Source organism: Nocardia sp. NPDC051833, from assembly GCF_040681225.1.
Taxonomy (GTDB): domain Bacteria; phylum Actinomycetota; class Actinomycetes; order Mycobacteriales; family Mycobacteriaceae; genus Nocardia.
Genome location: NZ_JBFAYK010000008.1, coordinates 64540 through 89653 on the forward strand (window position 1 = coordinate 64540; position 25114 = coordinate 89653).

At 70.7% G+C, this 25114-nt stretch carries 25 protein-coding genes and 1 other RNA gene; 14 read left to right on the forward strand and 12 right to left on the reverse strand.

Annotated elements, in window-relative coordinates:
- Positions 1 to 26 precede the first annotated feature (26 nt).
- Together AB0L91_RS33625 and AB0L91_RS33630 are read left to right on the forward strand one after the other, a co-directional pair.
- The gene (locus AB0L91_RS33625) at positions 27 to 731 is read left to right on the forward strand and encodes a S1 family peptidase (protein WP_355279129.1); all 705 of its coding nucleotides are present in this window, start codon (positions 27 to 29) and stop codon (positions 729 to 731) included.
- Between the two features lie 110 nt (positions 732 to 841).
- The gene (locus tag AB0L91_RS33630) at positions 842 to 1333 is read left to right on the forward strand and encodes a GNAT family N-acetyltransferase (protein ID WP_365016780.1); all 492 of its coding nucleotides are present in this window, start codon (positions 842 to 844) and stop codon (positions 1331 to 1333) included.
- A 5-nt stretch (positions 1334 to 1338) separates the two neighbouring features.
- Here the strand turns inward: AB0L91_RS33630 and AB0L91_RS33635 are convergent, their stop codons facing one another.
- The gene (locus tag AB0L91_RS33635) at positions 1339 to 2130 is read right to left on the reverse strand and encodes a helix-turn-helix transcriptional regulator (RefSeq protein WP_365016782.1); all 792 of its coding nucleotides are present in this window, start codon (positions 2128 to 2130) and stop codon (positions 1339 to 1341) included.
- Positions 2131 to 2242: 112 nt separating this feature from the next.
- Between AB0L91_RS33635 and AB0L91_RS33640 the strand changes: the two genes are divergently transcribed.
- On the forward strand, positions 2243 to 2638 hold the full coding sequence (locus AB0L91_RS33640; RefSeq protein ID WP_365016784.1) for a hypothetical protein: 396 nt from the start codon (positions 2243 to 2245) through the stop codon (positions 2636 to 2638).
- On the opposite strand, the gene AB0L91_RS33645 is transcribed toward AB0L91_RS33640, so the two are convergent.
- A complete protein-coding gene (locus AB0L91_RS33645; RefSeq protein ID WP_365016786.1) occupies positions 2625 to 3167 on the reverse strand; it encodes an NUDIX hydrolase in 543 nt (180 codons plus the stop codon). The genes AB0L91_RS33640 and AB0L91_RS33645 overlap by 14 nt on opposite strands.
- A 54-nt stretch (positions 3168 to 3221) precedes the next feature.
- The gene (locus tag AB0L91_RS33650) at positions 3222 to 4109 is read right to left on the reverse strand and encodes an alpha/beta fold hydrolase (protein WP_365016788.1); all 888 of its coding nucleotides are present in this window, start codon (positions 4107 to 4109) and stop codon (positions 3222 to 3224) included.
- 36 nt (positions 4110 to 4145) lie between these two features.
- Here AB0L91_RS33650 and rnpB point away from each other — a divergent pair.
- An RNA gene (rnpB, locus tag AB0L91_RS33655) (RNase P RNA component class A) lies at positions 4146 to 4550 on the forward strand.
- A gap of 64 nt (positions 4551 to 4614) precedes the next feature.
- On the opposite strand, the gene AB0L91_RS33660 is transcribed toward rnpB, so the two are convergent.
- A complete protein-coding gene (locus AB0L91_RS33660; RefSeq protein ID WP_357347657.1) occupies positions 4615 to 4986 on the reverse strand; it encodes a hypothetical protein in 372 nt (123 codons plus the stop codon).
- A 413-nt stretch (positions 4987 to 5399) separates the two neighbouring features.
- Here AB0L91_RS33660 and AB0L91_RS33665 point away from each other — a divergent pair, with 413 nt between their 5' ends.
- The 3 genes from AB0L91_RS33665 to AB0L91_RS33675 all read left to right on the forward strand — a co-directional run bounded on the left by AB0L91_RS33665 (position 5400) and on the right by AB0L91_RS33675 (position 7405).
- Positions 5400 to 5732, forward strand: a complete 333-nt coding sequence (locus AB0L91_RS33665) for a hypothetical protein (protein ID WP_019046039.1) — start codon at positions 5400 to 5402, stop codon at positions 5730 to 5732.
- A gap of 20 nt (positions 5733 to 5752) precedes the next feature.
- A complete protein-coding gene (locus AB0L91_RS33670) occupies positions 5753 to 7183 on the forward strand; it encodes an RNB domain-containing ribonuclease (RefSeq protein WP_365016791.1) in 1431 nt (476 codons plus the stop codon).
- A 66-nt stretch (positions 7184 to 7249) separates the two neighbouring features.
- Complete coding sequence (locus AB0L91_RS33675; protein ID WP_365016793.1) at positions 7250 to 7405, forward strand: hypothetical protein; 156 nt, start codon at positions 7250 to 7252, stop codon at positions 7403 to 7405.
- Here AB0L91_RS33675 and AB0L91_RS33680 read toward each other — a convergent pair.
- The 4 genes from AB0L91_RS33680 to panB all read right to left on the reverse strand — a co-directional run bounded on the left by AB0L91_RS33680 (position 7402) and on the right by panB (position 10645).
- Positions 7402 to 8259: a CHAD domain-containing protein gene (locus tag AB0L91_RS33680; RefSeq protein ID WP_365016795.1), complete on the reverse strand. Its 858-nt coding sequence runs from the start codon at positions 8257 to 8259 to the stop codon at positions 7402 to 7404. The genes AB0L91_RS33675 and AB0L91_RS33680 overlap by 4 nt on opposite strands.
- 3 nt (positions 8260 to 8262) lie before the next feature.
- Positions 8263 to 9225 carry a prolyl aminopeptidase gene (pip, locus tag AB0L91_RS33685; RefSeq protein ID WP_365016797.1) on the reverse strand — a complete coding sequence of 321 codons (963 nt, stop codon included), beginning with the start codon at positions 9223 to 9225 and terminating at the stop codon, positions 8263 to 8265.
- Entirely contained in the window at positions 9225 to 9665 is a 441-nt protein-coding gene (locus AB0L91_RS33690) for a hypothetical protein (RefSeq protein ID WP_355279160.1), read from the reverse strand. The genes pip and AB0L91_RS33690 overlap by 1 nt, the downstream gene beginning before the upstream one ends.
- 122 nt (positions 9666 to 9787) lie before the next feature.
- Positions 9788 to 10645: a 3-methyl-2-oxobutanoate hydroxymethyltransferase gene (panB, locus tag AB0L91_RS33695; RefSeq protein ID WP_357347647.1), complete on the reverse strand. Its 858-nt coding sequence runs from the start codon at positions 10643 to 10645 to the stop codon at positions 9788 to 9790.
- 263 nt (positions 10646 to 10908) lie between these two features.
- Here panB and AB0L91_RS33700 point away from each other — a divergent pair, with 263 nt between their 5' ends.
- The 3 genes from AB0L91_RS33700 (at position 10909) to AB0L91_RS33710 (ending at position 16921) form a co-directional block, all read left to right on the forward strand.
- Positions 10909 to 12390, forward strand: coding sequence for an alpha/beta hydrolase (locus tag AB0L91_RS33700; protein WP_365016856.1), 1482 nt, complete (start codon positions 10909 to 10911; stop codon positions 12388 to 12390).
- Between the two features lie 121 nt (positions 12391 to 12511).
- Entirely contained in the window at positions 12512 to 13849 is a 1338-nt protein-coding gene (gene glnA / locus AB0L91_RS33705) for a type I glutamate--ammonia ligase (protein ID WP_218721857.1), read from the forward strand.
- A 60-nt stretch (positions 13850 to 13909) separates the two neighbouring features.
- Positions 13910 to 16921 (forward strand): bifunctional [glutamine synthetase] adenylyltransferase/[glutamine synthetase]-adenylyl-L-tyrosine phosphorylase, encoded by a 3012-nt coding sequence (locus tag AB0L91_RS33710; protein ID WP_365016800.1) that lies wholly within the window; start codon positions 13910 to 13912, stop codon positions 16919 to 16921.
- Positions 16922 to 16978: 57 nt separating this feature from the next.
- On the opposite strand, the gene AB0L91_RS33715 is transcribed toward AB0L91_RS33710, so the two are convergent.
- Entirely contained in the window at positions 16979 to 17182 is a 204-nt protein-coding gene (locus tag AB0L91_RS33715; RefSeq protein WP_218721900.1) for a cold-shock protein, read from the reverse strand.
- A gap of 222 nt (positions 17183 to 17404) precedes the next feature.
- Here AB0L91_RS33715 and AB0L91_RS33720 point away from each other — a divergent pair, with 222 nt between their 5' ends.
- Complete coding sequence (locus tag AB0L91_RS33720; protein ID WP_355279168.1) at positions 17405 to 18424, forward strand: hypothetical protein; 1020 nt, start codon at positions 17405 to 17407, stop codon at positions 18422 to 18424.
- A gap of 116 nt (positions 18425 to 18540) precedes the next feature.
- On the forward strand, positions 18541 to 21054 hold the full coding sequence (locus AB0L91_RS33725; RefSeq protein ID WP_355279171.1) for a DUF262 domain-containing protein: 2514 nt from the start codon (positions 18541 to 18543) through the stop codon (positions 21052 to 21054).
- 15 nt (positions 21055 to 21069) lie between these two features.
- Here the strand turns inward: AB0L91_RS33725 and AB0L91_RS33730 are convergent, their stop codons facing one another.
- Together AB0L91_RS33730 and AB0L91_RS33735 are read right to left on the reverse strand one after the other, a co-directional pair.
- Entirely contained in the window at positions 21070 to 21735 is a 666-nt protein-coding gene (locus AB0L91_RS33730; protein ID WP_365016802.1) for a phosphoribosylanthranilate isomerase, read from the reverse strand.
- A 28-nt stretch (positions 21736 to 21763) separates the two neighbouring features.
- Positions 21764 to 22048, reverse strand: coding sequence for a hypothetical protein (locus tag AB0L91_RS33735; RefSeq protein ID WP_365016803.1), 285 nt, complete (start codon positions 22046 to 22048; stop codon positions 21764 to 21766).
- A gap of 107 nt (positions 22049 to 22155) precedes the next feature.
- Between AB0L91_RS33735 and AB0L91_RS33740 the strand changes: the two genes are divergently transcribed.
- Positions 22156 to 23106: an endonuclease/exonuclease/phosphatase family protein gene (locus AB0L91_RS33740; protein WP_357347635.1), complete on the forward strand. Its 951-nt coding sequence runs from the start codon at positions 22156 to 22158 to the stop codon at positions 23104 to 23106.
- Between the two features lie 76 nt (positions 23107 to 23182).
- Positions 23183 to 24628, forward strand: a complete 1446-nt coding sequence (locus tag AB0L91_RS33745; RefSeq protein WP_365016806.1) for a metallopeptidase — start codon at positions 23183 to 23185, stop codon at positions 24626 to 24628.
- Here the strand turns inward: AB0L91_RS33745 and AB0L91_RS33750 are convergent, their stop codons facing one another.
- Positions 24629 to 25093 (reverse strand): 6,7-dimethyl-8-ribityllumazine synthase, encoded by a 465-nt coding sequence (locus tag AB0L91_RS33750; protein WP_355279183.1) that lies wholly within the window; start codon positions 25091 to 25093, stop codon positions 24629 to 24631. It abuts the gene before it with no gap.
- Positions 25094 to 25114 lie beyond the last annotated feature (21 nt).

Below are 25114 nucleotides of genomic sequence, written 5' to 3' on the forward strand. Positions count from 1 at the left end.
ACCGCGGCCGTCGAGAAAGGTACTTGATGAGGTTTCTACGGATGGCGGCGTTCGCGGCGGCCATCGCGGGGGCGCTCACCGCGTCCGCTGGTGCGGGCAGCGTGTCGGCCGATCCGAGCGTGGTGCTCGGCGCGGCCTCGGGCATCGTCTTCGACAACAACTCCGGTTGCTCGCTGACCGCCATCGGCCACGACAACGCCGGTCGCCTGGTGGGTCTGACCGCCGGGCACTGCGCGCCGACGGGGGCACGGGTCGGCGCCGAGCAGGCGCTGAACGCGGGCGTCATCGGCACCGTCGCGTTCTCCGACGACGGCGACTACCTGGACTTCGCGGTCCTGCAGCTGGACGCGTCGAAGGTGCTGCCCGTTCGCACCATCGGCCAGACCACCGTCGCGGGCATCGGCTCCGCGCCCGGCCCCGGCACCACCGTGTGCTCGGACGGTCGCACCAGCGGTCGCAGCTGCGGCGTGGTGTGGGGTGAGCTCGAAGGCACCTCGATCAACCAGTACTGCTCCCAGCCCGGTGATTCCGGCGGCCCGGTCGTCGTCGGCGACCGGCTGGTCGGCATGAACCAGGGCAGGCTCACCGGCCTGGGCCCCGTCGACTTCGACGTCCCGTGCACCGGTGGCGCCAACCCGATCCACTCGCCCGCCTACTTCCAGCCCATCCAGGTCATCCTGGACGTGCTGAACCGGGCGGGCGGCGTCGGCGCGGGCTTCCAGCCCATCTGATCCTCGGCTCGACCCGACAGGGGCGCATCACCGATCCGGCGATGCGCCCCTGTCGCCGTCTCCACCCGAACCCGTTGCCCCACCGCCGCGGGCATGCTGCAATCACCGGCATGGGGGAGACGCGCGGCGGCACTGCCGCGATCCGGCGGCTGGAGCCCGCGCGGTGGGCGGTGTTCCGGGAGGTGCGGCTACGCGCACTGCGCGACGCCCCGGGCGCGTTCGGCCAGACCGTCGAGCATGCCCTGGCGCGCACCCCCGAGGACTGGCGCGCGGTGTTGCGGACCCGCGCACAGTTCGTGGCGACGATATCCGGGGTGACGGTGGGGACGGTCGGCGTGACCACGGACTCGCCTGCCGCGCACCTGATCTCGATGTGGGTGGCGCCCAGCGCTCGCGGCCGTGGAATCTCCGATCAGCTGATCAGCACCGCGCTGGCCTGGGCGGCCGGGCACGGCTGCACCGCGATGTGCCTGGAAGTCACCGAAGGTAACGCCGCCGCCGAGAACCTGTACCGGCGGCACGGTTTCGTGCCGACCGGCCGGCGCGGGCCGGTGGAACCGGGCGACCCGCGCACCGAGTTCGAGATGCGCCGCCCGCTCTGACCCGCTCAGCGCGCCGCTGCGGCCATGGCGCGCAGGGCGGCGGCGGTGGTGTCGTCGAGGGGGTAGAAGAACTCGATGGCGAGTTCGGAGAGGGTGACGTCCGCCGGTGCGCCGAAGGTGGCCATGGTGGAGAACATCGTGAGAGGGCCGAGCGGTGAGCTGATCCGGATCGGGACCTGGAACGGGCCGACCGGCTCGGGTTCGCCGGGCGAATCCGCTGGGACCGGATAGCTTCGCACCTCGTCGTAGAGGGCGCGCAGCCGCGCGTCGCCGGTCGCGCCGAGCTGGCGCAGCAGCCGTTCGAGGAACAGTTCGCGCACCTGGTGCAGGTTCTCCAGCCGGCGCGCGAGTCCGTCGGGGTGCAGGACCAGCCGGAAGACATTGGGGCGCGGCGTGCGCAGGTGCTCGGGCACCCCGGTCATCAGCACGGGCATCGCGGCATTGCCCGCCACCACGTCCCACCAGCGATCGACGACCACCGCCGGATAGGGCTCGTGTGCGGCGAGCATCGTGTCGATCGCGGCCCGTGCGGGCGACAGTGCGACGTCGTCGAGTGCCGATTCCCGGAACGCGGGCGCGAAATCGGCGGCCAGCAGCAGCGTATTGCGTTCCCGCAGTGGCACATCGAGGGTTTCGCACAGCCGCAGCACCATCGCCCGGCTCGGCTTGGATCGGCCGGTCTCGAGGTAGGACAAGTGTCGCGAGGAGGTGTCGGCGGCCAGGGCGAGCTCGAGCTGGCTGAGCTTGCGCCGCTGTCGCCATTCCCGCAGCAGCGGCCCGATCCGGGCATCCGTCATCGGCCCAGCGTATCCACCGGCGCGGACGTCCCGCCATGACCTCGGAGGTCATTGCGACGATGACCCGCGCCGCCGCACAGTGGGCTCGTCACCCCGAGGACAGGAGCCGACGATGACCGACACCCGCGCTAGCCCACTCGCCACTGTCTTGCGTGTAGACGGTTGGAGCACAACGCTGTTCGGGGTCGCCCTGACCGTGTCCGCGCCACTGTTGCGCGCGCCGCTCGGCCTGCCGACCCCGCTGTCGCTGCTCTTCGGTGTCGTCATGGTCGCCGGCGGTGCCGCACTGCTGGCCATCGCGCGGCGCGGACCCCACCGCTACGCCCGCCCCGTCGTCGCCGTCAACGCCGCCTCGGCGCTCGGCATGACCGCGCTGGCCTGCTCCGGTCTGCTACCGCTCACCGGCCTCGGCATCGCCTTCCTGCTGGCCGGTGCCGCCCTGGTCGCGACCTACGCCGCACTCGAGCTGCGCGCTGCCGCGCTCGGGGAGCCGGTCACGGTGTGCTGAGGCCGCGTTCGTGCATGAGCAGCAGGCCGTAGGCGGCGACCGCGTGGGATGCGGTGATCTCGCCGCGCAGGATCATCGCCTCGAACCGGGCGCGGGAGAACCAGGCGGTGCGCATGTCCTGTTCCTCGGGCTCGCGCTGGGGCTCACCGGGGGTGAGGCCGGTGGCCAGGAAGCAGTGGCCGCGCTGGTTGCTCGACGCGGGCGCGGTGGCCAGCGTGCCGAGCAGCGTCATCCGGTCGGCGCGCAGGCCGGTTTCCTCCCGCAACTCGTTGTGCGCCAGCTCGACCGGCGACGGCGCCGTGCCGGGCGGCGGGGTGCCGGCGGGGAACTCCCAGCACCGCGCGCCCAGCGGGTACCGGTACTGCTCGACGAGATGGAATCCCTCGCCGTCGAACGGGATCACCATCGCCCAGTCGACCTTGTCGACGACGGCGTAGATCCCGACGGACCCGTCGGAGCGGCGAATGGTGTCCTCCCGCAGCCGCATCCACGGATTGGTGTAGATCGTGCGCGAGCTGAGCTGTTCCATCTCCCCATCGTGCCCCACCGGCACCGCCCAGCCGGGCGGATCAGGCGGCGGCGGTCACGGACGCAGCACCGAGACCAGGAAATCGGTCTGATCGCGCACGACCTGCTCGAAGACGTCGTCGAAGTACACGTCGAAGTGGCCGACCGGGTACTGCTTGACCACCGCGTGCTTGGTGCGCTCGGCCGCCTTGCGGGTCGGGCCGGGCGGGGCGACCGAATCGTTCTCGGCGATCGCGTAGAACACCGGCACCTTCAGCGCCTTCGCGCGGCGGCCCGGCGCGTCGAACAGGGTCGACAGGGCCACCCGCGCACCGACTTTCGGCCGGTAGGTCTCGCTCTCCTCGGCGAGCCTGCCGAAGCCCTCCGGCACATCCGGCGCGCTCATCAGCGCCGCGGCCCGCTTGCGGCCGGCCAGCCGGATCCGCACCGGCTTGCGCCGGATCGGGCCGATCAGCAGGTCGGTGGCGGCGATGGTGGCGACCTTGGTGACGCTGATCGGTCCCTTCGCCATCGCCGAGGCCCACCCGCTGGTGAACGGCACCTGCGCGACGACCGCGGCGAGATAGTCGTCGTCGGGCGCCACGGATAACACGTGCCCGCCGCCGAACGAGGTGCCCCACAACGCGATCCGGGTCGCGTCGAACCCCCGGATGCTGCGCGCGTAGGCGATTGCGGCCTTCCAGTCCTGCCGCTGCCTGGCGATGTTGAGCACCTGGCGGGGATCACCCTCGCTGGCGCCGAAATGCCGGTAGTCGAACGCCAGCACCCCCATCCCCGCCGCGACGAACCGCCGCGCATATCGATCCAACCCCATTTCGCGGGTTGCCCCCAGCCCGTGTCCCATGATCACCAGCGGGCGCGGCCGGGGCGCACCGTCGGGCAGGTAGAGCCAGGCAGCGCACTGCTGGTCACCCGAGGGGAAACTGACGTCGACACGTTCCATGGCTCGTAACCGTACCGAGTACTCTGTACGAGCGGACGAGTCGGCCGGGCGACCGCGGTGACGAGAACGGGCGCGCGAGCGCCGCCGCTCGGTACCGAGGAAAGTCCGGACTCCACAGAGCAGGGCGGTTGCTAACGGCAACCCGGGGCGACCCGCGGGACAGTGCCACAGAAAACAAACCGCCGCACACCAGTGCGGTAAGGGTGAAACGGTGCGGTAAGAGCGCACCAGCGCCCCGGGTGACCGGGGCGGCTCGGTAAACCCCGCCCGGAGCAAGGTCGAAGGTCGCACCTCGCGGTGCGGCTGCGCAGGTGTTCGAGGGCTGCTCGCCCGAGCCTGCGGGTGGACCGCTCGAGGCACCCGGCGACGGTGTGTCCAGATGGATGGTCGTCCCCCGGTGCGAACCGGGGACAGGATCCGGCTTACAGGCCGGCTCGTCCGCCTTCGAACGACGAGGCGGCGGCTCCCGTGGGGGAGCCGCCGCCCGGTCGGGCCGGTAGCCGGCTCAGCACATCAGGGTGGACATCTGGTAGATCGCCCTGGCCTCGTCTTCGGTCGCGGCGTCGGCACCGTTCTTGGTGGCCTTGATGATCCCGGCGATGGTGTCGGCCTCGGACTTCCCGGCCTTGATGTCGCCACAGGACTGGTTCAGCACGGTCGCGACGGCGGCGTCGTCACGCCCCGCGGACAGCTTCGGGAAGGCGTTGCGGTAGCTCACCACGAACATGCCCGCCTTGCTCGGATCGACCTTGTATTCGGGCGTGGTGGCGGCCGAGGAGCCGCCGGCGGCGGCGGAAGAGGAGTCGTCGCCGCAGCCGGCCAGAAGCAGGGCGAAGACGGTGGCGCTGGCCGCGAGAGCGGCGGTAGTTCTACTCACGCGCGGGATGCTAGCGCCCCAGAAAACAAGCCGCCTCCCGTGAGGTTAACGGGAGGCGACAGTTGCTCGATCCGATCGGTGAGCTAGGCGGGGTTGATCACCAGCAGCTGGGCCCAGTAGGACGCCTGGTCCGGGCCGAGGATCGGCAACAGGTAATCGAAAATCAGCGACGACATACGCTCGGAACTCCCATTTATCGACGTGGGTGGCGCACTGCCCGGCGTTTGCCGGGTGTGCCGACGCCACAGTAACAACTGGCGCGACGGTGGCGGGAAAAGTGTGTCGCCTGCGTGAAAATGCGCAGGAAGTCGCCGGAAACGTGAGCGAGGTCATAGAGTGTTCGCCGTCGGCAGGGCTCGCTGCCCGGGTGGTGAGCCCAACACAATTCGATCGCGGAAGCAGGTCACATTTACATGCGGGTAGTTCGTTCCATTGTCGCCGGTGCACTGATCGCCGGAGCCGCTGCGGTTTTCACCTCGCTGGGTGCCGGATCGGCGAGCGCGGTCGCGGTGACCCCGCTGGCGGGCGGGGTTCAGGTCGACCTCAGCCCGGCCGATACCGCCTGGGTGCACCAGACCCGGTTCGGTCTGACCGTCGCCGGTCTGCCGCACCCCTCGGCGGCCTCGTTCGGCCAGGCGCTCGACGCCGCGGCGACCGTCTCCTCGGCGGTCCCCAACGGTCGGGTCACCTTCACCGTGTACGGCCCGTTCGACCAGCTCAACGGCACCATGCTGGCACTGCAGTAGGCAGTCGCTAACCTGCCAGGATGGAACTCCATCAGCGGATCGTCTCGGCGCCGGTCGACTTCGGCGCCATCCGTTCCGAATTCGGGCTGGCCTCGGACTATCCTGCCGAGGCCGTCTCGGAGGCCCGCGACGCGGTCGACGCGTTCGCGGGTACCCGGGTCGACCGGACCGACATCGAGTTCGTCACCATCGACCCGCCCAGCGCCATGGATCTGGACCAGGCGCTGCACATCGAACGCACCCCCACCGGCTTCACCCTGCATTACGCGATCGCCGATCTCGGCGCCGTGATCGTGCCGGGCGGTGCGCTCGCCCGGGAATCGGAATCCCGCGGCCAGACCTTCTACCTGCCCGACGGCAATGTCCCGCTGCACCCGACCGTGCTGTCGGAGGGCACCGCCAGCCTGCTGCCCGGCGTCGACCGGCCCGCGGCCCTGTGGACCATCGACCTCGACGATCGCGCTGTCCCGCGTGCCTTCTCGGTGACACGCGCTCTGGTGCGCTCCCGGGAGCGCTTCGACTACGCGCAGGTCCAGGCCGCCGCCGACGCGGGCACGCTGCACCCCTCGCTGGCCGCGCTGCCCGAGTTCGGCAGGCTGCGGATCGAGGCCGGGCTCGACCAGGGCGCGATCTCGCTGCGGCTGCCCGCCCAGGATGTGGTGCGCGACGGCGACAACTGGCGCCTCGAGCTGGAACCCCGCACCGCCGCCGACGACTGGAACGAGCAGGTCTCGCTGCTCACCGGCATGTGCGCGGCGCGGATCATGCTGGAACACAAGGGAACTCCGATCGGCCTGCTGCGCACCATGCCGCCGCCGCCCGACAGCGCCATCGCCTCGATGCGGCGCACCGCGGCCGCCCTCGGCGTCACCTGGCCCGCCGATATGCCCGTCGGCCGGCTGCTGGCCAGGCTCGACGCGAACACCCCCGCCGCGCTGGTTCTGATGTCGGAGGCGACGAGCCTGCTGCGCGGCGCCGGCTACACGATGCTCGGCGACCTCGACCAGCCCACCGACGACCAGCTCACGCACAGCGCGATCGGCGCCCCCTACGCCCACGTCACCGCCCCGCTGCGCCGCCTGGCCGACCGCTTCACCACCGAGATCTGCCTGGCCCACTGCGCGGGCACCGAGGTCCCCGACTGGGTGGTCGACGGACTCGGCCCCGCCGCGGACACCCTGCGCCGCACCGACTCGGTGGCGAGCAAGGTCGACCGCGCCTGCGTCGACCTGACCGAGGCGACCGTCTTGGCGCCCCGGATCGGCACCGAGTTCGCGGCCCTGGTCCTGCGCGAGGCCAACGGCACCCGCGACGCCGAAATCTTCGTCACCGAGCCCCCGATCCTGGGCCGCTGCGAGGGCAAGCCCCCGGAAGGGAAACACGTCTCCGTCCGCCTGGTGACCGCCGACGTGGCGACCCGCACCATCGGATTCGACTACGCCGCACACTGATCCGACGCGGGCGGGCATACTCGGGTCTCGCGGCAGTAGACCTACCTCGACCTGCACCGGCCGGGCGTGGTCCGGACTCTGATCGACCTCGCGCTGACCGGCGGAGCGGATTTCGACCGCACCACGGAACTCGACGGCTGGCAGCTGTTCGACCAGGCGCTCCGGCACAGCGGACAGGTGTCGGGGACGAACCGGCGGACGCGGGTAACGGCCGAGAACTAGTCGGCGGCGGAGACGAACGCGGCGGCGGCAGGGTAGCGGGCGATGGCTCGTCCCGCGGCGACCTCCTCGGTGTCGGCGAGGAGTTCGTAGAGGGTGGCGGTGGAGCCGGGGGCGGTGGCGGCGGCCGCGAGGATGGCCTCGCGGGATTCCACCGCGTCGCGATGGTCGCCGAGGACGGTTTGCAGGCGTTTGGCGCGGGTGCCGAGGTCGGTGGCGTCGGTGCCGAGGACCTCTCCCGCCGCCTCGCAGGAATAGCGTAAGCGCTTGGCGCCCTTGCGGATATCGTGCAGGAGCTCGACGCGGTCGGCGGGGGCGGCGGTGGGTTCGGCGAAGACGAGTTTGCGCAGGCGCTTGCGGTCGCGGCGCAGGACCTCGTCGAAGGCCGCGGTCGCGGGGGTGCGGGACACGTCGCGATCCAGCGGGGGATCGGTGCGCCAGGCGGTCAGGGTCTTCGTCAGGCGCCGGTAGCGCTTGCCGTCGAGCGCGGTCAGCACCTCGGCGTGGGCGCTGGTGTAGGCGTCGCGGGAGGCGCCGACCAGCGCCTGGGTCACCTCGTCGGGGACCTGCTCGTGCGCGGCGAGCAGGTCGGTGAAGCGCTCGGCGCGGACCTCGGCGTCGCGGGCCACACCGAGCAGATCGGCCAGCCACTTGAGCTCGGCCTCGGTGGCCGCCGCCGCGTCCGCGTCGAAGAGCCTGCGGTAGGACCGCAGCACGCTGCGCAGGCGGCGGGTGGCCACCCGCATCTGGTGCACCGAGTCGTAGGCGTCGGCGCGCACGTCGGGTTCGGCGGCCAGCAGCCGGTCGATGTCGTCGCGCAGTGCCGCGACGACGGCTTTTCCGGCCTTGGGCGCCATGATTCAGCCTCGCTTCCCGAACAGGTCGGTCGCCTCGACCAGGTGGTGGGTGATGCCGGGCTCGTGGGCGGTGTGCCCGGCGTCCTCGACGATGTGCAGGGTCGAGCCCGGCCAGGCGGTGTGCAGATCCCAGGCGCTCACCGCGGGGCACACGATGTCGTGGCGGCCCTGCACGATCACTCCGGGGATGTCGGCGATCCGGTCCATGTCACGCAGCAACTGTCCCTCGTCGAGGAATCCGCCGTGCCGGAAATAGTGGTTTTCGATCCGCGCGAACGCCAGCGCGAAGCGCGCCTCGCCGGTCTCGGCGATCCGATCCGGTTGCGGCAGCAGCGAACTCGTCGCACCTTCCCACGTCGACCAGGCCACGGCGGCGTCGAGCGCCACCTGCGGATCGGGGGAGTGCAGCAGCCGGTGGTACACCTCGACCAGGTCCTCGCCGCGCTCGGCGACGGGCACCGGGGCCAGGAACTTCGCCCACTCGGCCGGGTAGACGTTGCCCGCCGCGCCGTTGTAGTACCAGTCGATCTCCTTGCGCCGCAGCAGGAAGATCCCGCGCAGCACCAGTTCGGTGACCCGCTCCGGATGGGCTTGGGCGTAGGCCAGGCCCAGCGTGGAACCCCACGAACCGCCGAACACCTGCCACCGGTCGACGCCGAGGTGCGCGCGCAGCAGCTCCATGTCGGCGATCAGGTGCGCGGTGGTGTTGACGTCGAGGTTCGCGCCGTCGGCGATGTGCGGCACCGATCGTCCGCACCCGCGCTGATCGAACAGCACGATGCGGTACACGGCGGGATCGAAGAAGCGCCGTTGCAGCGGTCCGGTGCCGCCGCCGGGCCCGCCGTGCACGAACACCACCGGCTTGCCGTCGGGATTGCCGCTGACCTCCCAGTACACCGACTGGCCGTCGCCGACGTCGAGCAGTCCGTGCTCGAACGGCTCGATCTCCGGGTACAGGGCGCGCATCAGAACGCCAGTCCCGCCGCGAGATTGGGCAGATCCAGGGCGGTCATCGCCTCGGTGCGCACGTCCGCGCAGGCCCCGGTGGTGACGCGGTCGACGATCGCCTTGTCGGCCAGCACCTGGGCGTTGATCCCGCCGTTGCGCAGCGCCCACTCGTGCACCATCGCGTTGAGCGCGAAGCGCCCGAGGGTCGGCCCCTGCACCCGGAAGTTGGACAGCTCGGGCCGGATCATGTCGCACAGCTGCGCGGCCGCGGCGTCGGTGATCGTCGGGCTGCCCGCCGGGGCGGTGGTGGTCGGCTTGGCCGCGCTGGTGGTCGAGGTCGTGGTGCCGGAGCTACCGGTCGGTGTGGTTTCCACACTGCCGCAAGCGCTCAGGCTCGCGACGGCGAGCGCGCCCGCGAGCAGCAGCACGGGACGGGTCTTCCAACGGCGGTGCGGCATCGATACCTCTACTCGTGTCGACTATGTCGGTATCGAGTCTGCCACCCGGCGCGACCCCGCACATCCGGCCGAACCCTGAGAACGGCCCGCCGCTCGTGGCGACGGGCCGGGTCGGCGGTGGCTCAGAAGCTGTGCTCGGGGCCGGGGAAGGTGCCCCGGCGGACCTCGTCGGCGTAGGCGGCTGCGGCGGAGCGCAGTTCGTCGCCGACATTGCCGAAGCGCTTGACGAACTTCGCGGTCTTGCCGCTGGTGTAGCCGGCCATGTCCTGCCAGACCAGCACCTGGGCGTCGCAGTCGGCGCCCGCGCCGATGCCGACGGTCGGGATGGTCAGCTTGTGGGTGACCTGGCCGGCCAGCTCGGCCGGGACCATCTCCATGACGACGGAGAACGCGCCCGCCTCCTGCACCGCGATGGCGTCGGCGATGAGCTGCTCGGCGCCGTCGCCGCGACCCTGCACCCGGAACCCGCCGAGGGTGTTCACGCTCTGCGGGGTGAAGCCGATGTGGGCCATCACCGGGATGCCGGCGGCGGTGATCAGCGCGATCTGCTCGGCGACGCGTTCGCCGCCCTCGAGCTTGACCGCGTGCGCGCCGCCCTCCTTCATGAACCGGGTGGCGGTGGCCAGCGCCTGCTGCGGCGAGGACTCGTAGGTGCCGAACGGCAGGTCGGCGACGACCAGCGCGTGCGGCGCGCCCCGGACGACGCCGCGCACCAGCGGGATCAGCTCGTCGACGGTGATCGGCACGGTGGTGTCGTAGCCGTACACCACGTTGGCGGCGGAATCGCCGACCAGCAGGACCGGAATGCCCGCTTCCTCGAAGAGGCGCGCGGAGGAGTAGTCGTAGGCCGTCAGCATCGACCAGCGCTCGCCCTCGGCCTTCATCTGCTGCAGATGCTGGACGCGGGTCTTGCGGCGGGGCTTGGCAACGGCTTCGGGAGCGGCACCGTAGGCAGGGGTCTGCTCATCGGATACGGACATCATCGTCCCTTTCGTCTGGTTCCTCGAGGCCCGTACCGGGTCCCCGGGTTTTTCTGACGGATCCAGTGTGCCACCTCGGGCCGAGCCGATTTAAGGGCCGGTGCCGGTGTGATCGGTCACAGCGGTGGTTCGGCTACCGTGAGGGCGAGCCCCTTCGCGCGGATCGGGCGCATCGTGTTGTGCGCCGTGCGGCGCGGAAAGGTGGGCCCACTGTGCAGCGTGGCAGGCTCGTCGTGCTCTGGGGCGCTCTCGCGGCGCTGATCGTGTCCGGCTGCACCAGCGCCGAGACCAGCACCCCGCGCGCGCAGTTGCCGCCACCGCCGCCCGGGCTGGAGAAGTTCTACGACCAGCAGGTGGACTGGGGTTCGTGCGAGGGCTTCGGCAGCCCCGAGGACCGACTGCCGCCCAAGACCGAATGCGCCCGCGTCACCGTGCCCGTCGACTACGCGCGCCCGGACGGCCCGACCGCCCAGATCGCGCTGTCGCGGATCCCGGCCTCCGGCGACAAGATCGGCTCGCTGCTGATGAACCCCGGCGGCCCCGGCGTCTCCGGGCTGTCGATGGTCACCGTCGGCAACCGCACCGAGCTGGCCGAGAAGTTCGACCGGGTCGGTTTCGATCCGCGCGGCGTCGGCTCCTCGCTGCCCGCGATCGTGTGCCTGACCCCGCAGCAGGCCGACGCCGAGCGCGCCGAGCCGCCCACCGACAACACCCCGGCCGGCATCGCCGACGCCGAGGCCGACAACCGCGAGTACGCCGACCGCTGTGCCCAGCGCACCGGCACCGACCTGCTCGCCCACGTCGGCACCCGCGAGGTGATCCAGGACATGGACGTCCTGCGCGCGGTGCTCGGCGACGCGCAGCTGAGCTACCTCGGCTACTCCTACGGCACCCGGCTCGGGTCGGCCTACGCCGAGAAGTACCCGCAGAACGTGCGCGCTCTCGTCCTCGACGGCGCGGTGGACTCCTCCCAGGACCCCGTCCAGGAGTCGCTGCGCCAAGCCGCGGGCTTCCAGGGCGTGTTCAACGCCTACGCCGCCGACTGCGCGAAGAACGCCGACTGCCCGCTCGGCACCGATCCGGCCCAGTCCGTGGCCCGGTTCCGCGCGCTGGTCGCCCCGCTGGAGAGCAAGCCCGCCGCCACCGCCGACCCGCGCGGGCTCAGCTACGGCGACGCCATCACCGGCGTCCAGCAGGCGCTCTACACCGACGACCTGTGGAACGTGCTCACCCAGGGCCTGACCGAACTGCGCGACGGCCAGGGCGACACCCTGCTGCAACTGGCCGACATGTACGACGGCCGCCGCGAGGACGGCACCTACGCCAACACCCAGGACGCGTTCAACGCCATCCGCTGCGTCGACGATCCGCGCGTCACCGATCCGGCGATCACCGGCCGCCAGGACAGCGAGTACCGCAAGGCGGCGCCCTTCCTCGACGACGGCAAGGGCACCGGCGCCGCCCCGCTGGAACTGTGCGCCTCCTGGCCGGTGCCCAACACCAGCACCCCGCACCGGGTGTCCGCGCCCGGCGTGCCGAAGACCGTCGTGGTCTCGACCACCGACGACCCGGCGACGCCATATCAGGCCGGGGTCGACCTGGCCGCGCAGCTGGGCGCCGACCTGATCACCTTCCGTGGCAACCGGCACACCGCCGCCCTCGTGGCGGGCGACCGCTGCCTCGACGACGCAGTCATCGACTACCTGGTCGACCTCGCCGCGCCCGGCGCCGGTCTCACCTGCTGAACCGGATCGGCGCGCACCGCGCCCCGTCACGGCCTGTGAGATGTGCGGACGAGGTGACGAGATAGCAAACGCGAGCGCGTATGTAACACGGATTTAACGCCGGGTGCTTACGCTCGCCGGTATGGATCGCCAGAAGGAATTCGTGCTGCGGACGCTCGAAGAGCGGGACATCCGCTTCGTGCGTCTCTGGTTCACCGACGTGCTGGGTTACCTGAAGTCCGTCGCCATCGCACCCGCCGAGCTCGAGGGCGCCTTCGAGGAGGGCATCGGGTTCGACGGCTCGGCCATCGAGGGCTTCGCGCGCGTGTCCGAGGCGGACATGGTCGCGCGGCCCGATCCGTCGACCTTCCAGGTGCTGCCCTGGGCCACCTCCAAGGGCCACCAGCACTCCGCCCGCATGTTCTGCGACATCACCATGCCCGACGGCTCGCCGTCCTGGGCCGACCCGCGCCACGTGCTGCGGCGTCAGCTCAACAAGGCCGCCGACGTGGGCTTCAGCTGCTATGTGCACCCCGAGATCGAGTTCTTCCTGCTGGAGAACGGCCTGAAGAACGGCGCGCCGGTGCCCGCCGACAACGGCGGCTTCTTCGACCAGGCCGTGCACGACTCGGCCCCGAACTTCCGCCGCCACGCCATCGACGCGCTCGAGTCGATGGGCATCTCGGTCGAGTTCAGCCACCACGAGGGCGCCCCCGGCCAGCAGGAGATCGACCTGCGCTACGCCGACGCGCTCTCGATGGCCGACAACGTGATGACCTTCCGCTACCTCATCAAGGAGGTCGCGATCGACGAGGGCGTGCGCGCGACGTTCATGCCCAAGCCGTTCGCCCAGTACCCGGGCTCGGCCATGCACACCCACATGAGCCTGTTCGAGGGCGAGTCCAACGCCTTCGCCGACCCCGACGATCCGGAGAACCTGTCCGCGACGGCGCGCTCGTTCATCGCGGGCATCCTCGAGCACGCCCCCGAGATCAGCGCGATCACCAACCAGTGGGTGAACTCCTACAAGCGCCTGATCCACGGCGGCGAGGCGCCGACGGCGGCGTCGTGGGGCCGGTCCAACCGCTCCGCGCTGGTCCGCGTGCCGATGTACACGCCGAACAAGTCGTCCTCGCGCCGTGTCGAGATCCGCAGCCCAGATTCGGCCTGCAACCCGTACCTGACCTTCGCGGTGCTGCTCGCGGCCGGTCTGCGCGGCATCGAGAAGGGCTACACGCTCCCGCCGGAGGCCGAGGACGACGTGTGGTCGCTGACCGACGCCGAGCGTCGCGCCATGGGCTTCCGCTCGCTACCGGGCACCCTCGACGAGGCCCTGCAGGTGATGGAGCGCTCCGAGCTCGTCGCCGAGACCCTCGGCGAGCACGTCTTCGACTTCTTCCTGCGCAACAAGCGCCGGGAATGGGCCGCCTACCGCAGCCAGGTGACCCCGTGGGAGCTCGAGGAATACCTCAGCCTGTGACACCGCGCCCGGCATACCGGGCGTGACACGGTCGATGCGCGGACCATGTACTTTGAGGGCATGGTCCGGCCACCGACTGCCCGCTCCGCTGTCCCCGGCGTCGGCCGGCTCGGCTTGCTCGAGCCCACCGCAGCGGCTTCCCTGCACCAGCTCGGCTGGGACAACGTCGACGGGGTGCCCGTGCTCTGGGCGCTGTCGCGCGCGCCGGACGCCGATCTGGCGTTGTCCACGCTGATCCGGTTGCACGAGTCGCTCGGAACCGATTGGGCCGAACTGGATTCGGCGCTGCGCACCGATAGCACGTTGCGCGGCAGGTTGTTCGGGCTGCTCGGTTCGTCCACCGCCTTCGGCGATCATCTGGTGGCCGCGCCCGCCGCGTGGAAACTGCTGCGCGCGACCCGGCTTCCCGAGCGCGAGGAACTGCTCGCCGACCTGCTCGACGCGGTCGAGGCGAAACCCGAGGACGGACCCAACGCGGGGCCGATGCTGTTCCGGGCCGAGATCGCCGGTCCGGAGGCGATCGCGTTGCTGCGCAGCCGGTATCGCGATCAGCTGATGCTGCTGGCCGCGTTCGACCTGGCCTCCACCGTCGAGAACGAGCCGGTGCCGCCGTACCTGGTGGTCGGCAGGCACCTGTCGGATCTGGCCGACGCCGCGCTCACCGCCGCGCTGTCGGTGGCCGTGGCGCGGGTGTGCAAGAACGGCCCGGTGCCGGTGCGGCTGGCGGTCATCGCGATGGGCAAATGCGGTGCGCGCGAACTGAACTACGTCAGCGATGTCGACGTGGTGTTCGTCGCCGAACCGGCCGACGCCACCGCGACCAGGCTGGCCGCGGAGATGATGAGCGTCGCCAGTTCGGCGTTCTTCGAGGTCGACGCGGCGCTGCGGCCCGAGGGCAAGGCGGGCGCGCTGGTGCGCACGCTCGACTCCCACCTCGCCTACTACAAGCGCTGGGCCCGCACCTGGGAGTTCCAGGCGCTGCTGAAGAACCGGCCGATGACCGGTGACCTCGAACTCGGACAGCAGTACCGCGACGCGCTCATGCCGATGGTGTGGGCCGCCTCCGAGCGCCCCGACTTCGTCGCCGACGTGCAGGCCATGCGCCGCCGGGTGGAGGACCTTGTCCCCGCCGACCTGCGCGAGCGTGAGCTCAAGCTGGGCGCGGGCAGCCTGCGCGACGTCGAATTCGCCGTGCAGCTGCTGCAATTGGTGCACGGCCGGGTCGACGACGCGCTGCACGTCACCAATACCGTCGAGGCGCTCACCGCGCTGGCCGCAGGCGGGTACGTCGGCCGGGACGACGCGGCCAACCTCACCGCCTCCTACGAGTTCCTGCGCCTGCTCGAGCACCGGCTGCAATTGCAGCGGCTCAAGCGCACCCACACCCTGCCCGCCGCCGACGACGAGGAGGGCATGCGCTGGCTCGCCCGCGCGGCCCACATCCGGCCCGACGGCCGTCAGGACGCGGTCGGGGTGCTCGAGACCGACATCCGGCGCAACTCCCTGCGGGTGCGCAGGCTGCACGCCAAGCTGTTCTACCGGCCGCTGCTGGAGTCGGTCGCCCGGCTCGACTCCGACGCGCTGCGGCTGAGCCCCGACGCCGCCGTGCGCCAGCTCGCCGCGCTCGGCTACGGCGCGCCCGCCAACGCGCTCGGCCACCTCAAGGCGCTCACCGGCGGTGTCTCGCGCAAGGGCCGCATCCAGGCGCTGCTGCTGCCGACGCTGCTCGAATGGCTCGGTGACACACCGAATCCCGACGCGGGCCTGCTCGCGTATCGCCGGGTCTCGGAAGGTCTCGACGACCAGATCTGGTTCCTGCGCGAACTGCGCGACGAGGGCGCCATCGCCCAGCGGCTGATGATCGTGCTCGGCTCCTCGGAGTACCTGCCCGATCTGCTGATCAACGCCCCCGAGACCATTCGCATGTACGCCGATGGACCGGCGGGCTCGCAGCTGCTCGGCCCGCAGCCCGAGGACGTCGCGCGCGGCATCCAGACCGCCGCGGCCCGCTACGAGGACCCCTCGCGCGCGGTCGCCGCGGCCCGTTCGCTGCGCAGGCACGAGCTCGCCCGGGTGGCCTCGGCCGATCTGCTGGGCTTCCTCGATGTACCGCAGGTGTGCGCGGCGCTGTCCTCGGTGTGGGTCGCGGTGCTCGAGGCCGCGCTCGACGCGGTCATCCGGGCTTCCGAGGCGGAGCGGGGCGCGCCTGCGCCCGCCGACTTCGCGGTGATCGGCATGGGCAGGCTCGGCGGGATGGAACTGGGCTACGGTTCCGATGCCGACGTGCTGTTCGTCTGCGATCCGCGCCCCGGCGAGGACGAGACCACCGCGGTGAAGTGGGCGATCGGCGTCGCGGAGAAGGTTCAGCGCCTGCTCGGTGCCCCGAGCACCGATCCGCCGCTGCAGGTCGACGCGGGCCTGCGCCCGGAGGGCCGCAACGGCGCGCTGGTGCGCACCCTGGCCGCCTATCAGGCCTACTACGACCAGTGGGCCCAGCCGTGGGAGGTGCAGGCACTGCTGCGCGCGCACCAGGTGGCGGGCGATCAGCAGCTGGGCGTGCGGTTCCTGCACGTCATCGACCCGATCCGCTACCCGGCGGGCGGCGTGTCCGCCGAGTCCGTGCGGGAGATCCGCCGGATCAAGGCCCGCGTCGACGCCGAGCGCCTGCCGCGCGGAGCCAACCCGGCCACCCACACCAAGCTGGGGCGCGGCGGGCTGGCCGACATCGAGTGGACCGTGCAGCTGCTGCAACTGCGGCACGCGCACGAGGTGCCCGCGCTGCACAACACCTCGACGCTGGAGTCGCTCGACGTCATCGAGGCCGAGGGCATCCTGGAACCCGACGACGTCGCGCTGCTGCGGGAATCGTGGATCACCGCGACCGCGGCCCGCAACGCGCTCGTCCTGGTCAAGGGCAAACCGACCGATCAGCTGCCCGGCCCGGGCCGCCTACTATCGGCGGTCGCGCGGGTGGCGGGCTGGCCCACCGACGACGGCAGCGAGTTCCTCGACAACTACATGCGCATCACCCGCCGCGCCAAGGCGGTCGTGGAGCGGGTGTTCGGGGGGTAGTGGAGACGAGAAAGGCCCCGCACCATGGGTGCGGGGCCTTTCTCGTTCACGCCGGAATCAGATGGCGCGGACGTCCTGAGCTTGGGGGCCCTTCTGGCCCTGGCCGACCTCGAACTCGACCCGCTGGCCCTCTTCGAGGGACTTGAAGCCGGAGCCGCTGATGGCCGAGTAATGCACGAAGACGTCGGGGCCGCCTCCGTCTTGGGCGATGAAGCCGAAGCCCTTCTCGCCGTTGAACCACTTAACAGTGCCTTGAGTCATGTGTTTTACAAGTCTTTTCAGTCGGTGAGCCATGGCGATCTCTGTGATCAGCCCAGTCTCAGCAGCCAAGTATGCCATACTCGCCGACAAACTGCGCGTACGGGCCTGCCGCACCGCGATCTGGGCGGAGTCTGCGTGCCACGCCCGGCGTGTCGGCGCCGAAGATCATCCCCGGGTGCGCCGAGGTCACACCGGCGCGCGCGATGTGCCAATCTGGGCGATATGGGTGAGACCAACGATGCGCACTCCGGACACGTCGATCTGGCACTGCGGGTGCTCGACGCGCACGTGGCCTTCACCAAGGAGCAGCTGCGCACGCCCACCGGGTTCCTCGAGCTGGTCACCGAGGAGGTCGACGGCCTGCTCGCCGAATGCGCCGTGCTGACCCTGGCCGAGGCCGTCACCCGCGAGCAGATCAAGGGCGTCGCGCACAAGTACGCGGTGCAGATCCCGGTCGAGGGCGCCATCCCCGAACTCGTCGGCGAGATCGCCGCCCGGCTGTACAACCACCGCGCCCAGGACGAGATCCCGGTCGGCGCGGTGGTCGACAACCGCCGCTTCGACGAACTGGTCTCGGCCGTGGCCGATATGGAGGTCGCGCACCGGCTGGTGCGGCTGGTGCTCAACAGCCCGGTCACCGTCGACGCCTGTGTCGAGGCGGTGCAGCGCGCGGTCGTCACCGCCGTCGACGAGGGCAAGCACGCCGACGGCGGCGGCCTGGCGCGGTCGCTGCGCGGCGCGCTGGCCCGGCTGGCCGAGCCGGCGCTGCCGGTGATCGAGAACGGCGTCGGCCGGATCACCCGCACCGGCGCGCGATTCGTCCTGCGCGGCAACCGCGACGACGCCGACGACGTGCTGCTCGACGCCGCCCGCGAGACCTGGCGCAAGCACACCGGCGATTCGATCGGCTCGTTCCGGGAACTGGTCTCGGCCAACGACGTGGAGGACGCGGTCGTGCTCACCTTCGAGTTCTGGCGCACCTTCCGCGACACCGACTATTTCCACGCGCTGCTCGACGAGGGCATCGATCACGTCTTCGACAAATACGGCGACACCCCGCTGGCCGAATTGCTCACCGAGCTGGGCATCGGGCGCGCGGACATGATCGAGGAGGCGCTGCGGTTCGGCCCCTCGGTGCTCGCCGAACTGGACGAGCGCGGCTATCTCGACACCGTGGTCCGGCGCAGGCTGGCGCCGTTCTACGCCTCCGAGGCGTTCCGCGCGGCGGTGGCCGGAACGTAGCACCCGCGAGCCCGCGGACCGCGAGTTCTGTTCGGCCGCTGGCGCGTCGGTGTTTGTCGGTACGATCCGTGCAACGATGGAGCGCTTGCGCTACCGGATCGCGATGAAAGGCTGCCGTGACACGTCTGTCCTCCCTGCTCGACCAGATCGACTCCGGAGCGGTGCTGCTGCCCGAATTCCAGCGCGGTTACGTCTGGAACCGGGATCAGGTGCGCGGACTGATGCGGTCGCTGTACCTCGGTTATCCGGTCGGCGGGCTCCTGGTGTGGGAGACCGGATCCGAGGACATCGCCGTGCGCGGCCAGGGCGGCGGCTCGGGGCTGCGCCAGCTGCTGCTCGACGGCCAGCAGCGCATCACCACCCTCTACGGCATCCTGCGCGGCACCGCGCCGTCGTTCTTCGAGGGCGACGCCGTCGCGTTCACCGGGCTCCACTTCGATGTCGACCGTGAGGTTTTCGAGTTCCAGGTGCCCGGTCGCGAGACCGCCCCGACCTGGATCGATGTCACCGAGCTGTTCGCCCTGGGACCGGTGCACTACCTGCCCCGGTTCACCGAGGTGCCGCCGGAGACGCTGGCGGTCTACCTCGACCGGCTCAACAAACTGCGCGAGATCACCCATCGCGAGTTCAACGTCGAGACCATCACCGGCTCGGACCGCACCGTCGACGAGGTCGTCGACATCTTCAACCGCGTCAACTCCGGTGGCACCAAACTGTCCAAGGGCGACCTGGCGCTGGCGACGCTGTGCGCGCAGTGGCCGCAGGCCCGCGGCAACCTGCGCGATCACCTGATCCGCTGGGACAAGGACGGCTACACCTTCACCCTGGACTGGTTGCTGCGCAATGTGATCGCCGTCGGCAACGGGCGCGCCCACTTCGACGCGCTGGGTGATCTCTCGCCCGCGGAGTTCGAGCAGGCGCTCAGCGACACCTCGACCCAGGTCGACACCTTCCTCGACACCGTGGCCGGCCGCCTCGGCCTCGATCACGACCGAGTCCTGATGGGGCGCTACGCGATTCCGGTGGTCACCCGGCTGCTGTTCCTCAACGGCGGCCGCTTCGACGACGACCTGCACCGCGACCGGGTGCTGTACTGGTATATCCACTCGGCGCTGTGGGGCCGGTTCAGCGGGTCCACCGAGACCTTCCTGCAGCAGGACTACGAGACGCTCGAACGCGGCGGCATCAACGGCCTCATCGGCTCGCTGGAGCGGCTGCGCGGCGGCTCCCTCGACCTGTGCGCCGACGACTTCGGCGGCGCGACCCGCGGCTCGCGGTTCTATCCGCTGCTCTACCTGCTGACCCGGGTCGACGGTTCCCGCGACCTGGGCACCGGCGACGAACTCGGCATCGAGCAGTTCGGCGAGCGCACCCCGGTGCAGGTGCACTACCTGTTCCCGAAGACCACGCTGCGCGACGCGGGCTACGAGCGCAACGAGATCAACGCCATCGCCAACTTCTGCTTCCTCAGCCCCGGCTCGGAAGCCGAACTGGGCGAACGCGAACCAGCCGACTACCTCGCCGAGGTCGAGCGGCGGCACCCGGGTGTGCTCGCCTCGCAGTGGATTCCGACCGACCCGGCGCTGTGGCGGGTCGAGAACTACCGCGAATTCCTGCGCGCGCGCCGCAAACTGCTGTCCGCGGCGGCCGACGCGTTCCTCGAGCAGCTGCGCACCGGCACGCTGCACCGGCCGACGCTGCTGTCCGTCGGTGTCGCCGGGGTGAGCCTCGGTGACCCGGCCGTCGACCTGGTCAACGCGCTGGTGGACGACCTCGTCGCCGACGGCTTCGGCTTCCCGCTGCTCGACAGCGAGGTCTCCGACCCGGTGACCGGCCGCGAACTCGCTGTCGCCGAGGCGTTCTGGCCCGAGGGCCTGCAACCCGGCGTCGGCATGCCGGTGGTGCTGGTGCTCGCGCCGGCCAGCGCCGACCTCACCCGGCTGGCCCAGCTCGGCTACGCCGTGTTCACCTCCGTCGACGCGCTGCGCGGCTATGTCGACAACCTGCGCGTCGAGGTGTCCGGCGACACCGGCCTCTACGGCCCCGCCGCCGACGTGGCGACGCTGGCCGATCGCCTGCCCGCGACCTGGGTCGGCAACTCCGAGCAGGTCTGGTTCCGCTTCGCCTGGAACCAGCTCGAGCGCGACCGCGCCGACGGCCCCGACGCGGCCCTCGAACCCGAACAGGTCGCGCTGCGCTACATCGCCCTGTGGGCGCTGACCCGCACCTTCTACATCCACGCCTTCGACCAGGGCAATCCGGGGGAGTGGCGGTACTACCTGGGCGACGCGATCGGCCCGAATCCACTGGTCCCGCGCGACTGGCTGGCCCGCCGCGCCGTCGCCTCCGGTGCCCTGGCCCCCGGCGCCACCCCCGGCGACGAGGACATCGCCATCGCCATGGTGCACGGCGTGCTCGAGGTGGTCGAGGACGTCGCCACCGCCCTGTCCCACCTGCTCGGCGGCCCCGGCCTGTTCGCCTCGCTGTGGGCGTCGGCGGGCGCCGCCGAACACTACGGCTACCCCCTGTCCACCGACCAGATCAACGACCTCATCAACCAGGTCGTCAACGACCCGGCGTCCCGGAAGATCCAGGCCTACAACTGGATCGAGGCGGGCCTGCCGCTCTGACCGACGCGGCGCGGCTCAGCTGTGCCGCGCACCGTGCGCGGCGGCGACGAACCGGTCGCACGCCTGCTGCGACTTGTCGCCCGAGGCGTCCTCGACACCGCTGTTGACGTCGACCCCGAACGGCTTCACCGCGCTGATCGCCGCGCCGACATTGGCCGAGGTGAGCCCACCGGCGAGCACGACCGGGCAGTCGAGCGCGGCCAGCTCCGTGACGATGCGCGCGCTGACCGTCCAGTCGTGGGTGCGGCCGGTGCCGCCCAGCCGATCGGCGGTGCGGGAATCCAGCAGCACCGCGTCACAGTCGGCGGCAGCGGCTTTCGCGTCCAGGATCGCGTCCGCGCCGGCGACATGGACGGCGCGCAGGATCATCCGGCCCCGGGCGGCGGCCTTGACCTGCCGCAGTGTCTCCGCCGAGACCAGACCGTGCACCTGGATCGTGTCCACGCCGAGCTGATCGGCCAGCTCGATGATCTCGTCCGCCGCCTCGAGATGAGTCACCAGCACCCGGTTGACGAACGGCGGGACCAGCGCGGCCAGTCGTCGCGCCGTCGCGGTGTCGAGCGCGTCCTCGCTGACATGGGTGATGCCGCTGATGAAGCCGACCGCGTCCGCGCCCGCCGCGAGCGCGATCCGCAAGTCGGCTTCCGAGCGGATTCCGCAGATCTTGGCGCGCACGGTCATGGGCGAAGACCAGCCGGACGGGCGCGCCTCAGTGGGACGCTCCGGTGGCGCGCTGGAAGGTCGCGACGAAGTCGCGCAGGGCGGTGCGGTCCTCGGTGTCGGCGGGGCGGTAGCCACGGGCCGCTTCGACGGTGATCGGGGTGCCCGCGCGGATGGGGAGCTCGGTCCAGCAGACCGGCAGGACCGGGAGCTGGACGGTGCGATCGGCCACGGTGAGGGTCAGCGCCGAGGTGTAGCGGCCCGCGACGGTCATCAGCGCGTCGACGGCGTCCTCGGTGAGCGGGCCCGCGGCGGGGAATTCCTCGATGTACACCGGCTACCTCCTTCTGCGGCGCCAGTGTAGGCCGCCACCGGCACCTCAGAGAACCTTTAGCGCCGCCATAAGGGCGCGACAAGGACGCCAGCCTAGGCTCGGGCCCCATGATGCGGAAATGGTTGGACCGGGCGTTGCTGGTCCTGGGGTGGGGCGCGCTGATCGCGGCGGTGGCCGGGATCGTGTTGCATCTGGGCAGCTGGCGGCAGCAGTCGCTGGTGCTGCTGGCGTCGGGGGCGATGTGGCTGATGCTGGGCGCGGTGCTCGGGCTGGTCCTCGTTCTCCTCGCGCGCGGCTGGCGCAGCGCGATCGCCGGCGGCGTGGTGCTGGCCGGTGCGGCCTGGCTGATCGTGCCGGGCTACATTCCGGCGGCCGGTGCGGCCGACGGACCGCAGCTGCGGGTGCTGCAATCGAATCTGCTCTTCGGACAGGCGGATCCGGCCGCCGTGGTCGCGGCGGTGCGCGACAACGACGTCGACGTGCTCACCGCCGACGAACTGACCACCGACTCGATCACCCGGCTGCGCGCGGCCGGACTGGAAGAGCGGCTGCCCTACTTCTACCTGGAACCCGCGCAATCCGGCGGTGGCGGCACCGGCATCTACAGCCGATACCCGTTGCGCGAGAACACCAAGTACGACGGCTTCATCATGAGCAATATCTCCGCGACGATGGATCATCCACAGCGCGGCCCGATCTCGGTGTTCGCCTTCCACCCGATCCCGCCCAACATCGACTTCGCCGCGTGGACGGCCGAGCTGCGCCGGGTGGACGAGATCCTGGCCACGGCCCCCACGCCCGCGATCGTCGGCGCGGATTTCAATGCGACGCAGAACCATTCGGCCTACCGCGCGCTGCTGGACGGTCCGTTCGCGGCCGCCGCGGACCAGACCGGCGACGGTGTCCTGCTGACCTATCCCGCGGATCGTCGCTGGGGCCCGGTGATCGGCATCGATCACATCCTCGTCGCAGGTGGCGTGGCCGAAGAGGTCCGCACGCTGACCATTCCGGGGTCGGATCATCGCGCGCTGCTCGCCACGGTCCGGATGCGGGATTGACCGCGTCGATTACCATGTGAGCGCTCGACATCGGACCGCTCGGCGTCCGTGTCATTCCCCGGGGAGGAAACAGCGGATGATCAAACATCGGTTCGCCATGGCTGTGGCGGCACTGGTGAGCGTCGGCCTGCTCGCCACCGGTTGCTCGGCGACGACCGTCGCCAGTGACCAGGCGGTGCCGGCGATGGACAACCCGTGGGAGGTGGCGGGCGCGACGTCGAACACCGGGCCAAGCGGCACCCGTCCGGGGGTGCCCGACACCGACAAGAAGGCGGAGAACGGCGACAACGGCAAGATCGACAAGCTCGCGCTCAACGCCATCGCCGATATCGAAGAGTATTGGCAGACCGAGTATTCCAAGACGTTCCGGGGCAACTTCAAGCCCGCCTCGAAGTACATCTCGTGGTCGGCCAAGGCGCCGGAGTCGGAATCGGTGCAGTTCTGCAAGAGCAGCACCTACAAGCTGGTCAACGCCGCGTACTGCCCGCTCGACCACACCATCGGCTGGGACCGCTCGGTCCTGCTGCCGCTGCTGGTCGACAAGTACAAGGAGATGTCGGTGGTGATGGTGCTGGCCCACGAGTACGGCCACGCCATCCAGTCCCAGGCCGACCTGCTGCGTGGCTTCCTCACCGACGCGCTGGTGAAGGAGCAGCAGGCCGACTGCCTGGCCGGGGTCTTCCTGCGCCACGTCGCCGAGGGCAGGTCCAAGCACTTCACCCTCAACACCACCGACGGCCTCAACGGTGTGCTCGGCGCGACCGTCGCCGTGCGCGACCGCGACCCCAATGATCCCGACGCCGTGCACGGTTCGGCCTTCGAGCGGGTCACCGCGGTGCAGATGGGCTACACCGAGGGCGCCGGGTCCTGCAAGGGGATCAACAAGGACGAGATCGAGAAGCGCCGCGCAGGCCTGCCGGTCACCTTCGAGGACGGCGAGCGCGATCAGCAGCTGCCGGTGAACAAGGAGAACCTGATCTCGCTGGCCACCCAGCTGGGCAAGTCGATGCCCGTGAAGAACGCGCCGAAGTTCGACTACGCGGGCGTCACCCGCAACTGCGCCTCGACCACCACCACCGACCCGGTGTCGTACTGCCCGGGCAGCAACACCATCGGCACCGACCTGCCCGCTATGGCCAAGCGCGCGGGGGAGGGGACCACCGGCAAGGAGGAACCGCTCTCGGCGATGGTCACCGGCGACTACAACGCCGCGGTGGTTTTCGTGTCCCGCTATGCCCTGGCGGTGCAGCAGGACCGCAAGCTGTCACTCACCGGCGCCGAGTCGGCGGGTCTGCGCACCGCGTGCCTGTCCGGGGCGCTGACCACGAAACTCAGTGAGCCGGGCAGTGATCCGCGGCTGTCGGCCGGTGACCTCGACGAGGCGGTGTCGGGCCTGCTCGCCGACGGCCTCGCGGCCGCCGACGTCAACGGCAAGGTGGTGCCGAGCGGCTATCAGCGCCTCGAGGCGTTCCGCACCGGCGTCCTCGACGGCGAACAGGCCTGCCTGACCCAGTTCAAGTAGTCAGCGGGCCGCAGGCAGTGATCGCAGGGAGCTGAGGGTGTTCGCCACCGCGCGGGCGGCCTCGGCTCCCTTCGTCACGAAATGGTTGGTGTAGTAGTCGACGTGCTCGCTGTGCTCGTGGAAGTGGTGCGGCGTGAGCACCACCGAGAACACCGGGACGTCGTTGTCGAGCTGCACGCGCATCAGGCCGTCGATCACCGCGGTGGCGACGAAGTCGTGGCGGTAGATGCCGCCGTCGACGACCAGCGCGGCGGCGACGATCGCCTCGTAGCGGCCGGTGCGGGCCAGGCGCTGCGCGTGCAGCGGGATCTCGAAGGCGCCGGGGACGTCGAACACCTCGACGGCGGCCGGGTCGAAACCCAGACCGGCGTATTCGGCGACGAAGCCCTCGTGGGCCTTGGTGACGATGGAGCTGTGCCAGCTGGCGCGGATGAAGGCGACGGCGCCGGTAGACGTGGTTCCCATGCGCGGAGTCTACTAGGTTCT

Coding starts and splice junctions, on each gene's coding strand:
- AB0L91_RS33625 (WP_355279129.1), top strand. CDS start 27: ATGAGGTTTCTACGGATGGCGGCGTTCGCGGCGGCCATCGCGGGGGCG.
- AB0L91_RS33630 (WP_365016780.1), top strand. CDS start 842: ATGGGGGAGACGCGCGGCGGCACTGCCGCGATCCGGCGGCTGGAGCCC.
- AB0L91_RS33635 (WP_365016782.1), bottom strand. CDS start 2,130: ATGACGGATGCCCGGATCGGGCCGCTGCTGCGGGAATGGCGACAGCGG.
- AB0L91_RS33640 (WP_365016784.1), top strand. CDS start 2,243: ATGACCGACACCCGCGCTAGCCCACTCGCCACTGTCTTGCGTGTAGAC.
- AB0L91_RS33645 (WP_365016786.1), bottom strand. CDS start 3,167: ATGGAACAGCTCAGCTCGCGCACGATCTACACCAATCCGTGGATGCGG.
- AB0L91_RS33650 (WP_365016788.1), bottom strand. CDS start 4,109: ATGGAACGTGTCGACGTCAGTTTCCCCTCGGGTGACCAGCAGTGCGCT.
- AB0L91_RS33665 (WP_019046039.1), top strand. CDS start 5,400: ATGCGGGTAGTTCGTTCCATTGTCGCCGGTGCACTGATCGCCGGAGCC.
- AB0L91_RS33670 (WP_365016791.1), top strand. CDS start 5,753: ATGGAACTCCATCAGCGGATCGTCTCGGCGCCGGTCGACTTCGGCGCC.
- AB0L91_RS33680 (WP_365016795.1), bottom strand. CDS start 8,259: ATGGCGCCCAAGGCCGGAAAAGCCGTCGTCGCGGCACTGCGCGACGAC.
- pip (WP_365016797.1), bottom strand. CDS start 9,225: ATGCGCGCCCTGTACCCGGAGATCGAGCCGTTCGAGCACGGACTGCTC.
- AB0L91_RS33690 (WP_355279160.1), bottom strand. CDS start 9,665: ATGCCGCACCGCCGTTGGAAGACCCGTCCCGTGCTGCTGCTCGCGGGC.
- panB (WP_357347647.1), bottom strand. CDS start 10,645: ATGTCCGTATCCGATGAGCAGACCCCTGCCTACGGTGCCGCTCCCGAA.
- glnA (WP_218721857.1), top strand. CDS start 12,512: ATGGATCGCCAGAAGGAATTCGTGCTGCGGACGCTCGAAGAGCGGGAC.
- AB0L91_RS33710 (WP_365016800.1), top strand. CDS start 13,910: ATGGTCCGGCCACCGACTGCCCGCTCCGCTGTCCCCGGCGTCGGCCGG.
- AB0L91_RS33715 (WP_218721900.1), bottom strand. CDS start 17,182: ATGACTCAAGGCACTGTTAAGTGGTTCAACGGCGAGAAGGGCTTCGGC.
- AB0L91_RS33720 (WP_355279168.1), top strand. CDS start 17,405: ATGGGTGAGACCAACGATGCGCACTCCGGACACGTCGATCTGGCACTG.
- AB0L91_RS33730 (WP_365016802.1), bottom strand. CDS start 21,735: ATGACCGTGCGCGCCAAGATCTGCGGAATCCGCTCGGAAGCCGACTTG.
- AB0L91_RS33740 (WP_357347635.1), top strand. CDS start 22,156: ATGATGCGGAAATGGTTGGACCGGGCGTTGCTGGTCCTGGGGTGGGGC.
- AB0L91_RS33745 (WP_365016806.1), top strand. CDS start 23,183: ATGATCAAACATCGGTTCGCCATGGCTGTGGCGGCACTGGTGAGCGTC.
- AB0L91_RS33750 (WP_355279183.1), bottom strand. CDS start 25,093: ATGGGAACCACGTCTACCGGCGCCGTCGCCTTCATCCGCGCCAGCTGG.